At 36.2% G+C, this 14,943-nt stretch carries 12 protein-coding genes; 4 read left to right on the plus strand and 8 right to left on the minus strand.

The genetic code is table 11. From position 1 onward, the window contains the following. Positions 1-38 precede the first annotated feature (38 nt). The 3 genes from ACFX5U_RS05835 (at position 39) to ACFX5U_RS05845 (ending at position 7,804) form a co-directional block, all read left to right on the plus strand. On the plus strand, positions 39-1,163 hold the full coding sequence (locus tag ACFX5U_RS05835; RefSeq protein ID WP_400262753.1) for an Nramp family divalent metal transporter: 1,125 nt from the start codon (positions 39-41) through the stop codon (positions 1,161-1,163). Beyond that, positions 1,048-1,920, plus strand: coding sequence for a universal stress protein (locus tag ACFX5U_RS05840; protein WP_400263571.1), 873 nt, complete (start codon positions 1,048-1,050; stop codon positions 1,918-1,920). The genes ACFX5U_RS05835 and ACFX5U_RS05840 overlap by 116 nt, the downstream gene beginning before the upstream one ends. Before the next feature lie 82 nt (positions 1,921-2,002). Continuing rightward, complete coding sequence (locus ACFX5U_RS05845) at positions 2,003-7,804, plus strand: DUF4011 domain-containing protein (RefSeq protein ID WP_400262754.1); 5,802 nt, start codon at positions 2,003-2,005, stop codon at positions 7,802-7,804. Between the two features lie 249 nt (positions 7,805-8,053). Here ACFX5U_RS05845 and rplI read toward each other — a convergent pair whose 3' ends face one another. The 8 genes from rplI to ACFX5U_RS05885 form a co-directional block, all read right to left on the minus strand. Continuing rightward, the gene (gene rplI, locus ACFX5U_RS05850; RefSeq protein ID WP_038697010.1) at positions 8,054-8,497 is read right to left on the minus strand and encodes a 50S ribosomal protein L9; all 444 of its coding nucleotides are present in this window, start codon (positions 8,495-8,497) and stop codon (positions 8,054-8,056) included. 15 nt (positions 8,498-8,512) lie between these two features. Continuing rightward, positions 8,513-8,776 carry a 30S ribosomal protein S18 gene (gene rpsR, locus ACFX5U_RS05855; protein WP_021191490.1) on the minus strand — a complete coding sequence of 88 codons (264 nt, stop codon included), beginning with the start codon at positions 8,774-8,776 and terminating at the stop codon, positions 8,513-8,515. After that, on the minus strand, positions 8,776-9,144 hold the full coding sequence (rpsF, locus tag ACFX5U_RS05860; RefSeq protein ID WP_038697013.1) for a 30S ribosomal protein S6: 369 nt from the start codon (positions 9,142-9,144) through the stop codon (positions 8,776-8,778). The genes rpsR and rpsF overlap by 1 nt, the downstream gene beginning before the upstream one ends. A gap of 97 nt (positions 9,145-9,241) precedes the next feature. Beyond that, complete coding sequence (dapA, locus tag ACFX5U_RS05865; RefSeq protein ID WP_038697015.1) at positions 9,242-10,120, minus strand: 4-hydroxy-tetrahydrodipicolinate synthase; 879 nt, start codon at positions 10,118-10,120, stop codon at positions 9,242-9,244. 29 nt (positions 10,121-10,149) lie between these two features. Then, complete coding sequence (gene ligA, locus ACFX5U_RS05870; RefSeq protein ID WP_038697017.1) at positions 10,150-12,183, minus strand: NAD-dependent DNA ligase LigA; 2,034 nt, start codon at positions 12,181-12,183, stop codon at positions 10,150-10,152. A gap of 119 nt (positions 12,184-12,302) precedes the next feature. Then, on the minus strand, positions 12,303-13,019 hold the full coding sequence (locus tag ACFX5U_RS05875) for a glycosyltransferase family 2 protein (RefSeq protein ID WP_400262755.1): 717 nt from the start codon (positions 13,017-13,019) through the stop codon (positions 12,303-12,305). After that, entirely contained in the window at positions 12,979-13,335 is a 357-nt protein-coding gene (locus ACFX5U_RS05880) for a glycosyltransferase family 2 protein (RefSeq protein ID WP_400262756.1), read from the minus strand. Before ACFX5U_RS05880 ends, ACFX5U_RS05875 begins: the two co-directional genes overlap by 41 nt. After that, positions 13,332-14,198 (minus strand): lysophospholipid acyltransferase family protein, encoded by an 867-nt coding sequence (locus tag ACFX5U_RS05885; protein ID WP_038697021.1) that lies wholly within the window; start codon positions 14,196-14,198, stop codon positions 13,332-13,334. The genes ACFX5U_RS05880 and ACFX5U_RS05885 overlap by 4 nt, the downstream gene beginning before the upstream one ends. A 90-nt stretch (positions 14,199-14,288) precedes the next feature. On the opposite strand from ACFX5U_RS05885, the gene ACFX5U_RS05890 reads away from it, so the two are divergent. Further along, positions 14,289-14,900 carry a WbqC family protein gene (locus tag ACFX5U_RS05890; RefSeq protein ID WP_038697023.1) on the plus strand — a complete coding sequence of 204 codons (612 nt, stop codon included), beginning with the start codon at positions 14,289-14,291 and terminating at the stop codon, positions 14,898-14,900. Positions 14,901-14,943: the final 43 nt, after the last annotated feature.

Consider the following 14,943-nt stretch of genomic DNA (forward strand, 5'->3'; position numbering starts at 1 on the left):
CAAGAATAGATTGCATCTAAAACACGAGAGATAGCTACATGAGTAAAGATCCTTATCAGCATGAAAAATCGCTTTCTGATGTGCACGAAAGTGTCGAAATCAGTAAAGGAAAGTCAAAGATCAAAAGGGTACTGAGTTTCTTTGGACCGGCTTATTTAATAAGTGTAGGCTATATGGATCCAGGAAATTGGGCTACGGATTTGGCTGGAGGAAGCCAGTTTGGCTACGCGTTGCTTTGGGTACTATTGATGAGTAATATCATGGCTTTGCTCTTACAAAGTCTTTGTACACGTTTGGGGATTGTAAGAAGAAAAGATTTGGCGCAGTGTAATCGGGAGACCTATCCAAAGCGGATGAATTTCGTTCTTTATATTTTAGCCGAAATAGCAATTGCAGCCTGTGATCTTGCAGAAGTACTGGGTATGGCGATTGGGCTAAACCTACTTTTTGGAATAGATATCCTTTGGGGGGTACTCATCAGTTTTGCGGATACATTTCTAATCATGTATTTGCAGAAATTGGGCATACGAAAAATGGAGCTCTTTATCATTGGGCTCATCACCATGATTGGGATGTGTTTTATGGTGGAAATGTTTTTAGTGAAACCTGACTTTGGCGAAGTTGTGAAAGGTTTTATTCCTAGTCTACCTAACAGTGCTGCACTTTATATTTCTATAGGGATTATAGGGGCAACCGTGATGCCGCATAATTTATATTTACATTCTGCTCTTGTTCAAACGAGAAAAATAGAGCGAGATGACTATTCCATTAAAAAAGCCATAAAATATAACTTTTTTGATAGTGCAATTGCTTTAAATATGGCTTTTTTGGTCAATGCCGCTATCCTCATCCTAGCTTCAGCGGCCTTTCATAAAAATGGTATGCACAATGTTGCCGATCTGGAGGATGCCTATCATTTATTGGGAAAAACCTTAGGTACAGATTTAGCACCTAAATTATTTGCAGTGGCATTGATATTGGCAGGTCAAAGTTTCTACTGTTACAGGTACATTGGCTGGGCAGATTGTAATGGAAGGTTATTTAAGGCTGCGTATCAGTCCAACTTTAAGAAGAATTATAACACGACTGCTAGCGATTATACCTGCCGTATTGGTGATTCTAATAGCAGGAGAATCGAAGGTAGGATCTTTACTTATTTTTAGTCAGGTTATACTTAGTATGCAACTGGCATTTGCAGTTATTCCCTTAATCCACTTTGTAAGTGATAAGAAAAAGATGGGAAAATTTGTGATTAAACCTTATGTGCAAGTATTGGCTTGGTTGGTTGCGGTCATTATCGCAGTACTGAATATAAAGCTGGTGTTTGAGGAGATATCCAGTTGGATAATCAAATATGATGTTTGGTGGTTAACAGTTCTATTGATAATGGGGGCAATCGGAATGGTGACTTTATTAATCATGACTCTTATGTACCCGATACTCCATAAGAAGAAATCAATTGAATTGGATGTACATGCTCCATTTGAGGATTTAAAATTTGATGAACCCAAGCTTTTTAATAAAATTGTAATTGCATTGGACTATTCGACCTCAGATACAAAAGCAGTTCAATATGCCCTTTCTATATCTCAGCCAGATTCTCATTTTATATTAGTGCATATTGTTGAGAGTGCGGGGGTAAAATATACAGGTGAAAGTACAGATGATTTAGAATCCAGGCAGGACTTAGATCGCTTGAAAAAATATGAACAATTCTTTTTAGATCGCCATTTTAAGGTTGATTTTGAACTTGGATATAATAATCGTGTTGTTTCCATAACAAGAATATGTGAGCAGTACCAAGCCGATTTATTAATCGTTGGTAGCCATGGACATAGAGGTATAAAAGATTTTATTTTTGGAGAAACTGTAAATAAATTGAGACATGCCGTTAAAATACCTGTGTTTATTGCTCAATAACCTGATATGATAATTATTTAAGATAAAAGATACTTGAACTGTTCGCTATCTTTTTTATCTTAGTCCTTTAGATGTAAGGCGGATGGATATAATTAAACAGGTTCATATAGAGAAAGATGCAGCAAACTTCTTTAATCTTTCTATGTATCAGAATAAAATTACTTTTTTAAGTAATCTCATGATTTCTTCAAACAGTAATCAGATTTTAGAAAGGGTGCGAATCGAAATCAGTGCAAGTAGCGCATGGATGGAATCATACTCTTATCAACTTGCTTATTTACCCATAGGAATTTCGGTTAAAATTCCCACGGATAATATCGTCATTGATCCTGCATATTTTATGCAATTAACGGAGGTCGAGCGAAGTTTTTTTAGCATATTGATCTATCAGGATGATCATCTATTGGGTGAAGAAGTTGCTTCAATTGAGTTGCAACCATTATCCTTTTTTGGTGGTTTTGCTACATTTCCAGAATTATTAGCTTCCTATATCACGCCCAACAACCCTTATGTTTATGCAATTAAAAAGAAAGCGATAGCTTATTTAGAGCAACAACGATTACCTGCTAAATTTGAAGGTTACCAATCTGAGAATCCCGAGCGTATATTGGAAATGATGCGGGCTATTTATAACGCTATACAAGATGAAGAAATCGTCTATAGCGCATTGCCTCCAAGTTTTGAAGAAAAGGGACAGCGATTGAGACTTTTGGATTTGATCGCAAGCGAGCGTTTTGGTAATTGTATTGATATCAGTTTGCTATTAGCAGCTTGTTTGGAAGCTATTGATTTAAACCCTATTATAATCGTCACAAAGGAACATGCATTTGTGGGCTGTTGGCTTCAAAAAGAAAATTTTTCAGAAACTATTAATGAAGATAAAACTGCCATTACCAAACGAATTGCTAAAGGAATAAGTGAATTAGTGATTATCGAATCCACAAGTGTGTGTAAGGGTAATACTATTGGTTTTAATCAAGCTATTGACTTGGGCGAATCAAACTTAATTGGAAAGGACGATTTCCTGTTGTCAATCGATATCAAGCGGGCTCGCTTGAGTGGAATAAAACCTCTCCCGTTAAAACTGAGTGAAAGTATGGGTGATTTTTCTGAACATTTGTCTAACAATGATAATGGCAGTAGGACGGATGAAAAGATAGCACTTGGTAAAATATACGAAGAACAGGATTTTATTGATTATAAATTACTCAGTAAGCAGAAAGTTTGGGAACGTAAATTATTAGATCTATCACTGCGCAACAATTTACTCAATTTGCGCATGACCAAAAACATGTTGCAGATTATGGATGTCAATATTCATGATTTAGAAGATTTGTTGGTTGATGGAAAAAGTTTTTCAATCAGTGCAAATGCTGATGCACAAGTACTAAAGCAGTATAATATTTTTAATGAAGCATTGCATTCCTCGTCTTTGTCATATCAATCTGCAAGTGAAGAATTGACTCATAATCGTTTGGTATCTTATTATCATAGTGAAGATTTAGATACTATTTTGACGCATATATCTCGAAATGCTAAACTTTCAATTGAAGAGAATGGGTATAGTACACTTTACCTGGCCATTGGTTTATTAAAATGGCGAGATAAAAAGACACCGGATCAGTTGCGATCTGCTCCTATTATATTGATGCCTGTGGAATTAAACCGTCGCTCTATTAGCAGTAAATTTACGCTTCGAAGTCGGGAGGAAGAAGCCATGATAAATATCACTTTATTGGAATTTCTGAGACAAGAGCATGGTTTGAATTTAAGTGGTCTTGAAGAGCTACCAAAAGACGGTAAGGGAATCGATGTTGCTCAGGTGATTGCGCATATACGACGGGCAATCATGGAGTTAAAGGGATGGGATATTGCAGACCAGGTGGTATTGGGTAATTTTTCATTTAATAAGCTGATTCTTTGGAACGATATTGCGCATCAGGCGGATCAGATTGCCAAAAGTCCCATTGTTAGGAGTCTTATGGATGGACAGTTACGATTAGATATTGCTGCGGATAATCCTGTTTTAGATTTTGATAATATTCATCCGACTTCATTAGCATTGCCCATTGCTACTGATGTCTCTCAATTAGAAGCGGTTTTTACTTCCAGTATAAATCAAAGTTTTGTTTTACATGGTCCTCCGGGGACAGGGAAATCACAGACGATTACTAATATTATCGCTAACGCGCTATATCAAGGAAAGAAAGTATTATTTGTAGCTGCAAAGAAGGCCGCATTAGATGTCGTATATAAACGATTGACAGCAATAGGTCTCGCAAATTTTTGTTTGGAATTGCATTCCAACAAAGCGAAGAAATCGGATGTGCTTGCTCAGCTTTCTGATACGTTGGAACAGCCTCAATTGAAAGGAAATTTCGACTTTAATGAAGAAGCCAATCGTTTAATAAATGCTAAAAAAGAACTTCAAGTTTATATAGAGTTACTTCATGAACAAAAACCGATTGGTTGGAGTTTATACGACAGTATTTCTGAAATTAGTGTATTATCAAGCTATGGTTTCCCTGAAATAGAGCTGGGAGAAATAGATTTTAATGTGTTGACAAATGAAAAATGGAAATCTTGGAAAGATGTGGTCGAGGAATTGCAGTCGGTCTCAAAAATCATAATCAAACCCAGCGAAAATCCATTCAAAGGAATTTCACTACTTCAATATTCAGCTCCAATTCAGCAACAGGTTGAAACATCGGCTCTTCAAGTACAGGAAAATTTATCACACTATGATAGTTTGAGGAATCTCGTTTTATCGGCACTAGATATTCCGCTTCAAGTATCAACCTGGGACAATCTATATCGGTTTAACGAATTTGCACTTTTATTGTCGAAATTGCCACTGACAGCCTTGTCGCTCTGGCAATTTATATCGAAAAAGAAAGAAGAAGAGAAATTTCAAAAATGGTTATCCGATTTTGAAAACTTTCAGGTTAAGCGACAAAACTTATTGAATATTGCACACAAAAGTGTGTTGACGGCTAATTTAATGCCTTTAGAGTCGTTATGGAGAGTGGCACAACAAACATGGTTTTTACCTAAGTGGTTGAAAAAAAGGAAAGTAAAAAAAGGATTGTCTGCCTTTAGTATCCTAGTTTTTAATGACGATGAAACCATTGATCAATTTTTTGCTGATGTAAATACTTTTCAAGAACTCGAAACTAAAGTTAGATCACGTGAATATGATGAGATACCAGCTTTATTGTCCAGTTCATATTTGGCAGAAGAGACTAATGTAGGTATAATTAAAGAGCAACTTGTATTGTTAGCATCGTTAAATCGGATTTTGGTAGAACTTACACCCCTCTCGGTAGGGGAAATTTTAACAAAGTGGATGACTCATTCGAAGCTAAATTCGGACGAGTTGATTCCTGATCAAGAACAAGTATTACACAGGTTTACCAATGCCTGGGATAGATTATCAGTTGCAATTGATCAATTGCAGGTTGATACACATTTGGATATTCGGAAATACCCGATAGCAGGGGACTGGGTGAAGACTATCACTAAAAAGGTTTCTGAGATTGTGGAAAATATTGATACGTTGAAAAATTGGACTAATTATGCTAGGATAAGAGAGCGGGCTATTGAATCAGATATACAATGGTTTATAGCGTTGTACGAGCAGGACCGCATTGAGCATGATAATTTGGTTCATCATTTTGATTATCTTATTCATTTTAATTTAACCAATCAGGTTATTGCTGTACATGAGCCTTTAAATATGTTTAACGTTCTACTATTTGAGGATAAGATCAATAAATATAAACAGATTGCAAACTCATTTACTGAATTGACAAAAAAAGAGCTGCTGTTGCGTTTGAATGAGCGCTTACCTAATGGCACAATAGAAGCACTTCAAGGTTCTGAAATTGCCATTTTGAAACGCGCAATTAAAAACAGAGGACGAGGATTGAGTATTAGGCGGTTGTTTGATCAAATTCCTACGCTGCTACCTCGATTGGCTCCTTGTATGTTGATGAGCCCGATTTCGGTAGCGCAGTATTTTGAAGCTGATCCGAATCAATTTGATTTACTGATATTTGACGAAGCTTCTCAATTACCTACATGTGAAGCAGTGAGCTCTTTAGCAAGGGCACAGCATGCCGTCATAGTTGGAGATCCTAAGCAAATGCCGCCTACTTCATTTTTTATGACCAATAAAGTCGATGAAGATAATATGGAGATTGAAGATTTGGAGAGTATTTTAGATGATTGCCTTTCTTTATCATTCCCTTCCAAATATTTGTTACGTCATTATCGCAGTAAACATGAAAGTTTGATTGCCTTTAGTAATGCCCATTACTACGATAATAAATTATTAACATTTCCATCTGCAGACGACTTAAATAGTAGAGTGACCTATGAACATGTCAAAGGGTATTATGATAAAGGTAAAAGTCGACAGAATAAGTTTGAAGCACAAGCTATTGTCAATGACATAGCAAAACGGCTTCGGAATGATAAAACCAGTAAGCAGAGTATTGGTATCGTTACTTTTAGCCAGGTGCAACAAAGTCTGATTGAAGATAAATTAAATGAATTATACCGACTTGATCCTGAACTTGAACTTTTAGCAACAGAAAGCGAGGAGCCTATTTTCATTAAGAACCTGGAAAATGTACAGGGAGATGAGCGTGATGTAATCTTATTCTCTATTGGCTATGGACCGGATGAGCATGGTCAAGTAAGCATGAATTTTGGTCCGTTGAATAGGGAAGGGGGCTGGCGGAGACTTAATGTCGCTGTGACTAGAGCACGTGAGGAAATGAAGGTTTTTGCTACCCTTCGAGCAGATCAGATTAACTTGAATCGAACGGCTTCAGAGGGTGTTGCCGGATTGAAAAGCTTTCTATCTTTTGCTGAGAGAGGACATTTGATAATTGATGCTTCTCAGATTAAGCTGGAGAATAATCATAGAAATTTAAGTCAAAATGTGGCCGATAGATTGAAAGCTGAAGGATTGACAGTGAATAAAAATATTGGTACGTCTGATTACAAAGTTGATCTAGGTGTTGTCCATCCAGAATATCCAAAGCAATATATTTTAGCTGTTTTATTAGATGGTCCTAATTATTTTAATGCTGAAACAACTAATGATAGAGAACTGGTATTACCCCAGATGTTGACAAGCCTTGGTTGGAATATCTTTAGGATTTGGTCATTAGATTGGATTGAGAATGCTGATGAAGTTGTAGCGTCTATCTTGGAGAAGGTAAATGGACTGTTGCATAAAATAGAAAAAGAGCATGAATCAGTAACTTTAGGAGACTATGCGCTTAATGAACATCGCATTGAAGAAATTGATGCTTCTCCGATATTATCGAAGAAGATTCCATATGAATCAACTGTTTTAAAACATGAATATGGCGGCGAAAATGAATTGCTATATGATATAGAGAATAAAATCATTATTCGAAAACAGATGGAAATGATTATTTATAATGAATCACCTATTAGTCGACTGTTTCTTTATAAAAGGATTATTGACCATTGGGAAGCAAAAGCGAGTATTAAAGTTGAGCGTATTTTGAATGAAATTATTGACGAATTACAACCTTATATAACCGAACATCAGCAGCCATTTTATTGGAAGCAGGAGGATTTACCAGGAATTGATTTTTATCGATCAAATAATGGAGTAAGGCGAACTGTGGAAGATATTGCACCAGAAGAAATTATTGTTGCATTACAGGAAGCTATCGAGCAAAATATGAGTGTGGCTGAAGAAGATTTGATTCGTTATTTAGCCCGTCAATTTGATTTTCCAAAAGTAGGGAAGCAAATTGATAGCTCTATGCGATATGCAATTGATTTAGCTGTCGAGAGACAGCTTGTCGCAAAAGAGGAAGGCCGCATTAAGATCTTATAATGCTAAAGAATTTGAGACTAAAAAATGAACGATAGTACTATGCTGTTTCGATTTATCCCTTGTGTTCATGTTTAATTGGGATGGGCAAGTACGCTAAAACTAGGATGATTTAAATCGGCAATGAATAGTTTTTGCAAAAAAGGATGAAGTAAGGAGGTGTTCTAGTTTCGATATGGATAAGTATTTTAGGTACAAAAAAAGGAGATAATCGAAATTATCTCCTTTTATGTATGTTATACCGGATAAGAATTATTCAGCAATTACTTCGAAAGGAACTTGAACTTTCACTTCTTTGTGTAAGTTTAAGTTAGCTAAGTATTCGCCAATTTCTTTAGGCTCAACTTCGAAAGTAATACGACGACGGTCAACATCAAAACCTTTAGCTTTCAAAGCATCAGCAATTTGAATGCTGTTTACTTTACCGAAGATTTTACCTGTTTCACCAGCTTTAGCACCGATTGATAACTTAACAGTTTCCAATTTAGTAGCTAATTCTGTAGCGTCTTTCTTAATTTTATCTTGTTTGAACTGAGCTTGTTTAATGTTTTCAGCTAAAACTTTTTTTGCTGATACAGTCGCTTGCATAGCAAATCCTTGCGGGATTAAATAATTACGACCGTAACCTGGCTTTACATTTACGATATCATTTTGCTCACCTAAGCCTTTGATATCTTGTTTTAAAATAACTTCCATGTTCTCTAGTCCTCCTTATTTTAATGAATCAGCTAAGTAAGGTAACAAGCCGATGTGACGAGCACGTTTAACCGCTTGAGCTACTTTACGTTGGAATTTCAATGATGTACCAGTTAAACGACGAGGTAAGATTTTACCTTGATCATTCACGAATTTCATCAAAAAGTTAGCGTCTTTATAATCGATGTATTTGATACCATTCTTTTTGAAACGGCAATATTTTTTACGATTGTCCTCTACTTTAGGGGCAGTTACGTACTGGATATTTTCGTTAGCCATTAGTTTGATCCCTCCTCAGTTTTAGTTTCCGCTTTTTTGTTGAATGCACCGCTACGTTTTTTCTCGCTGTAAGCTTTAGCATGTTTGTCTAAAGCAATAGTTAAGAAACGCATAACACGCTCATCACGTTTGTATTCAACCTCTAATTTATTGATTAATTCTCCTGGAGCCTTGAATTCAGTTAAGTGATAAAACCCAGTTGATTTTTTCTGGATTGGATACGCTAATTTTTTCAAACCCCAATTGTCTTCAGCGACAATTTCGGCTCCGCCTTCTGTTAAGATGTTTTTGAATTTTGCGATTGTTTCTTTCGCAGCATCTTCAGAAAGCAACGGGGTAAGAACGATTACAGATTCGTACTGTTGCATTTTGTTAAATAATTATGTTTATTAATTTTTTATCCGTACTTACGGAAGTGCAAAGATAATTAATAGATTTTAAATATACAATGACTACTGTTAGTTTTTATTTTAGTTTTTGCATTTCGGCTTGTATAGCAGTTCGTGTTTTAGCTGATACCGGAATTAATGGTAGACGTACGTGGTCTTGACCCAACCCTTGTTCCTGTAGGATATATTTGACACCGCATGGATTGCCATCAACAAAACAAAGATCCGTTATTTCTAATAGCGCATTATGCACCGATCTAGCTTCCACAAAATCTCCGGTAGCACATAATGCAGCTAATTGGGATACTTGTGCAGGGTATGCATTGCCAACTACCGAAATAATACCTACTGCGCCTAAAGCCATCATAGGTAATGTGGCGGGGTCATCACCTGATATCAATAAAAAATCTGCAGGCTTGTCTCTCAAAATTTCACTGAATTGAGCAAAATTACCAGACGCTTCTTTTGTTGCGACTATATTTTTAAAGTCTTTAGCTAAACGTACTGTTGTTTCTGGGGTCATGTTACTTCCTGTACGTCCAGGTACATTATACAGAATAATCGGAAGGGGGGATGCCTCTGCTATCGCTTTGTAATGCTGATAAATTCCTTCTTGTACTGGTTTGTTGTAATAAGGAGATACAGATAGAATAGCGCAGAAACCTGTTGGATCAAAGTCTTTGATCTGCTCAACGATTTCGGCTGTGTTGTTTCCGCCGATACCCGCAACTAATGGAATGCGAGCATTCACTTGTTTGACAGTGAAATCCCAGATACGCTTTCGCTCATCTTTAGATAAAGTTGCCACTTCCCCAGTAGTACCTAAAGAGACTAAATAATTCATACCGGAGTCGATTTGATATTCAATTAGCTTTGCTAAAGAATCAAAATCAACTGTTCCATCTGCGTTGAAAGGTGTAACTAATGCTACACCAGCTCCATGAAGCTCGTTCATTGTGTTGATTGTAAAGATTAATATTTAATTTATATACTAGTTTTATCGTTGATCATCGCTAATAGTTCATGTTCATCGATCATTTTGATGTTTAATTTTTCTGCCTTCGCCAATTTAGAAGGCCCCATCTTATCTCCTGCGACAAGATAACTTAATTTAGCTGAAATGCTGGAAACCATTTTCCCACCATTATTTTCAATAAGTTCTGCCAACTGCTCTCTTGAATGAAGTGCAAAGACACCTGATATTAAAAAGGTTTGACCAGTTAGCGTATTACTGTCCAAAATTACTTCTTTCTCTTCAATTTCAAACTGTAATCCGTAAGATTTTAGTTGTGCTATTTGCTCTTCGTGGGCAGGTATGTGTAAATAGTGATGTATGCTTTCAGCAATGCGGATTCCAATATCTTGAACAGTAGCTATTTCTTCTATAGAAGCCGCCTTGATAGCATCAATATTTTTGAAATGATGTGCCAATTTTTTTGCTATCGTTTCTCCAACATGCCGAATCCCTAATGCAAAAAGCAATTTTTCAAAAGGTTTATCTTTTGATTTTTCAATTCCTTTTAACATATTATCGATGGATTTTTGACCAAAGCGCTCTAAGTTCTGAAGTTGGTCTTGATGATCTTGGAGACCATAGATATCAACGACATTTTTCAGAATTCCTTTTTTATAGAACGTTTCTACTGTTTCATCTCCCATCCCTTCGATATCCATCATTTTACGCCCTATGAAATGTTGCATTTTCCCAACAATCTGGGGTGGACAACCATCTTCATTAGGACAATAATGTACAGCTTCTCCCTCTTGGCGGATTAATTCTGTATGACATTCTGGACAGTGCGTTGGGTAGATGTACGCTTTAGCATCCGGAAGTCTTTTATCCTCATTTGCAGCGATGATCTTCGGGATTATTTCTCCACCTTTTTCAACGAAAACGGTATCCCCCTCATGGAGGTCAAGTCTTGCGATTTCATTGGCATTATGTAAGGAAGCTCTTCTAACAGTTGTTCCTGCTAGAGAAACGGCTTTTAGATTTGCGACTGGTGTAACAGCACCTGTACGGCCCACCTGATAACTGATTGATTCGAGTTGTGTTTCAACTCGCTCCGCTTGGAATTTATAGGAAATTGCCCAACGTGGGTTCTTGGCTGTAAAACCCAGTTCCTCTTGCGCGCCATAATCATTTACTTTAATTACGATACCATCGATCTCATAACTGAGATCATGTCTTTTTTCATTCCAGTAATCAATGAAGGAGAATACATCATCTAAAGTCTGACATTTCTGTGTGTGTTCACAAACGTGAAATCCCCATTCTTTGACAGCTTGTAAGCTTTCCCAATGATTATGAAATAGTTTATTTCTATTGTCACAGTATAAGAAGTACAAGAAACAATCTAAAGGTCTTTTAGCTACCTCTGCAGAATCTTGTAATTTAATTGTTCCTGCTGCAAAATTACGTGGGTTGGCATAAGTTTGTTCCTCATTTTCTTCCCTTTCGGCATTCAAACGTAAAAAGGCCGTCTTATGCATAAAGATTTCTCCCCTGATTTCAAATTCTTCAGGGTAATGACCTTTTTTTAAATGAATTGGAATACTTCTAATTGTTTTGACATTATTGGTAACAACATCTCCCTGTGTGCCATCTCCACGTGTAACTGCTTTTGATAGTTTACCATTTTGGTAGGTGAGGCTGATGGATAAGCCATCAAATTTCAATTCACAGATATATTCAAAATTATCACCTATTAATTTACGAACCCTTAGGTCAAAATCGCGAAGGTCGTCTTGGTTATAGGTATTGCCTAATGATAGCATAGGCCAACGATGCCTAACAGTTTCGAATTTCGTGGTTACATCTCCACCCACCCGCTGGGTAGGAGAGTTGGGGTCTGCGAATTCAGGGTATTGTGCTTCTAAGGCCTCCAATTCTTTCATTTTATGATCGAAATCATAATCTGAAATAAGGCTTTGAGCCAACACATAATATTGATAATTATAGTGGTTTAGCTCTTGCGTTAGTGAAGTTATTTTTTGTTCAATATCCATGGATGACATGTTGCGAATTTACAAATAAAAAGTACGTTTAATCAATTTACAAATAGAAATTAATAAAAAATGCAGCTATTGATAAGAGCTGCATTTTTATGCGTTTTTACTTCATGCGAGTAAGGCGTTTAAAAAAAGTTCTCTTGATCTAAGTCTGAAAATTTTTGTTTCTTATCCAGATAGAAATCAGCAATTATTGATTTCTTATATTCACCAGTCTTATTTTCAAGTTGAAGATTATTATTTCTTTTTTTAGCGTTTTTGAAAATATTTAGGAAAAAAGATTGATGTGCCCGGCTCACCGCCCAAGCATCTTTGAATTTTCGATCTAAAAGAAATTTGACTAGAGCTGCAAAATCAAACCAAAAGCGAATAAAAATAATGGTAAAAACCTGACTTATTGCTAGGTTTTTTTGTAGCATATATAGATTATTCCTGAAGTTTAAATAAGTTTTTTGTGGGTTGCTCGCATTCAGAGTGCCTCCTCCTACATGATAGACTGTTGAATCTGGGCAGTATCCAATACGATAGCCCATCCTTTTTAAGCGCCAGCAAAGGTCTATTTCTTCCATATGTGCAAAAAAATCTTCATCAAGTCCCTGTGCTTCTTTCCACGCATGGCTTTTGATGAACAATGCAGCTCCTGATGCCCAGAAAATTTCTTTTTCATCATCATATTGACCAAGGTCATATTCTACCTTATCCATAATACGTCCACAACAGAAAGGGAAGCCATAGCGGTCCAAGTATCCTCCTGCAGCGCCAGCATGTTCAAATTTGGCTTTATTATGGAAAGCAAGTATTTTAGGCTGCGCCGCAACCAATTTTTCGTCTCGCTCTAGCATCTCGATGACGGGTTTCTATCCAGTTTGGTGTAACTTCAACATCAGAATTGAGTAGCACATAGTAATCTGCTTCGATTCTTGACAAAATATGGTTATAGCCGCCAGCAAAACCGAAATTCTGCTCGTTTTCTAATAGGGTAATTTTGGGGTATGATGCACTTACAAATGCCAAAGAGTCATCTGTAGACGCATTATCTCCAATTACGAATTCTATATTTGGGTAACTGCTGTTATATACAGAAGGTAAAAATTTTTCTAAGAAAAATCTCCCGTTCCAATTTAAAATAACTACAGCTACTTTAGGGTAATTTTTCATTTTCTACGTTTTCTTTTCCATCTTTTGTGAGACCAAAGCCAATATTGTGGTTCTTCGCGGATGATGTTTTCCGTAAAAGCGTTGTAAATATGGGTGATTTCTTTGTCTGAATAAGCAGATGGATCTTCAATTAATGTGGTAAATTTACAAAAATAATATCCTCTTTTTTCTTTTCTCCCAATATGGCAATAAACAATAGGTCCATTGGTCATTTTTGATATCCGCTCAAGACCTGTATATACGAGTGTCTCTTGGTTTAAGAATTGGAGGAAGTAATCCGAATCTGAATAGGTCGGAGCTTGATCTGCCACAAAAACGCTCACACTCGGTTTACCCCTTAATTTAACTAAATGCCTTACAATTTGCTTCATGGGTACCATAACTGCTCCAAATCTTGTGCGAACTTGATTATAGACTTGGTCTACGGTCTTATTATTTAAGGGCTTATATACGATAAGTGTTGGTGCATCTGTGATGGTGCTTAAGCCATGGATCCCATATTCCCAATTGGCATAGTGGGCAGTAGCTGCAATTACTGTTTTATTTTGATCTAAATGCCTCGTGAGTTCATGCTCGTCCACAAGCGTAAGTCTTCTACTGACCTCATCTTTTGAAATGCGCTTAAATTTTAGACATTCTAAAATAAGATCTGGGAAAAAGCGATAGAATTTCTTCGCTATTGCACGTATTTCTTCTTCGCTTTTTTCAGGAAATGAATTTCTTAGGTTATCAAAAATCACATTTTTACGATATCGAACAATATAATATAGGATATAATAAAATAGGTCGGATACCTTAAATATCAACCAGAATGGCATTAAAGCGATTAGATATAAAAGTGCTGATAATGCTTTTTGTTTCATGTATTCTTTGTAACTATTCTAAATCTTACCTGCAAATATCCCTAATTTAAGTTATTTTTGCAGCAGATAAAATAAAATTCAGCGATTTTTATGTCAACTCATTTATTATTAACAACTTGTTACTTACCTCCAATATCATATTTTCATTGTATTCAACAAAATCCTTTGCCGATTTTGATTGAGAAGTATGATAATTTTCAAAAACAAACTTATCGCTCCAGAACGCGTATTGCTACTGCAAATGGAATACAGGAATTGATTGTACCTATTCAGCATAGCAAAAGTGAGCGTTCACCAATGTCCCATAAACGGATTTCGTACGAATTTGATTGGCAAAGATTACATTGGTTAAGTTTGCAGGCGGCTTATCGAAATTCAGCTTATTTTGAATATTATGAGGATGATTTTGCTCAGTTTTATAATAAAAAATATGATTTATTATTTGATTATAATGTAGCACAATTAGAGCTTTTGTTAAAATCATTGAAATTAAAGCGAGAACTTTCCTTTACTGATGAATATTTTAGAGAAGTACCCAATGTGGTAGACCTTAGAGATCAGATTCACCCAAAGAAACAGAGTCTTTTGTTGAATCCTAAACCATATTATCAAGTTTTTGAAGAAAAGAATGGATTTTATCCAGATTTAAGTATAGTGGACCTGTTATTTAGTCAGGGACCGCAGTCTAAAAATTACTTTTAAAAAGTAATTATAGTCGGAATCAAACTTTTTAGACCTATTATTG

The organism is Sphingobacterium sp. SG20118 (genome assembly GCF_044740685.1).
GTDB lineage: Bacteria > Bacteroidota > Bacteroidia > Sphingobacteriales > Sphingobacteriaceae > Sphingobacterium.

Bases quoted from the DNA above. Each gene is read 5' to 3' on its own strand.
- ACFX5U_RS05845 (WP_400262754.1), top strand. From the start codon at position 2,003: ATGGATATAATTAAACAGGTTCATATAGAGAAAGATGCAGCAAACTTC.
- ACFX5U_RS05880 (WP_400262756.1), bottom strand. From the start codon at position 13,335: ATGAAAAATTACCCTAAAGTAGCTGTAGTTATTTTAAATTGGAACGGG.
- dapA (WP_038697015.1), bottom strand. From the start codon at position 10,120: ATGAACGAGCTTCATGGAGCTGGTGTAGCATTAGTTACACCTTTCAAC.
- ACFX5U_RS05875 (WP_400262755.1), bottom strand. From the start codon at position 13,019: ATGCTAGAGCGAGACGAAAAATTGGTTGCGGCGCAGCCTAAAATACTT.
- rplI (WP_038697010.1), bottom strand. From the start codon at position 8,497: ATGGAAGTTATTTTAAAACAAGATATCAAAGGCTTAGGTGAGCAAAAT.
- rpsR (WP_021191490.1), bottom strand. From the start codon at position 8,776: ATGGCTAACGAAAATATCCAGTACGTAACTGCCCCTAAAGTAGAGGAC.
- ACFX5U_RS05885 (WP_038697021.1), bottom strand. From the start codon at position 14,198: ATGAAACAAAAAGCATTATCAGCACTTTTATATCTAATCGCTTTAATG.
- ACFX5U_RS05835 (WP_400262753.1), top strand. From the start codon at position 39: ATGAGTAAAGATCCTTATCAGCATGAAAAATCGCTTTCTGATGTGCAC.
- rpsF (WP_038697013.1), bottom strand. From the start codon at position 9,144: ATGCAACAGTACGAATCTGTAATCGTTCTTACCCCGTTGCTTTCTGAA.
- ligA (WP_038697017.1), bottom strand. From the start codon at position 12,183: ATGTCATCCATGGATATTGAACAAAAAATAACTTCACTAACGCAAGAG.
- ACFX5U_RS05890 (WP_038697023.1), top strand. From the start codon at position 14,289: ATGTCAACTCATTTATTATTAACAACTTGTTACTTACCTCCAATATCA.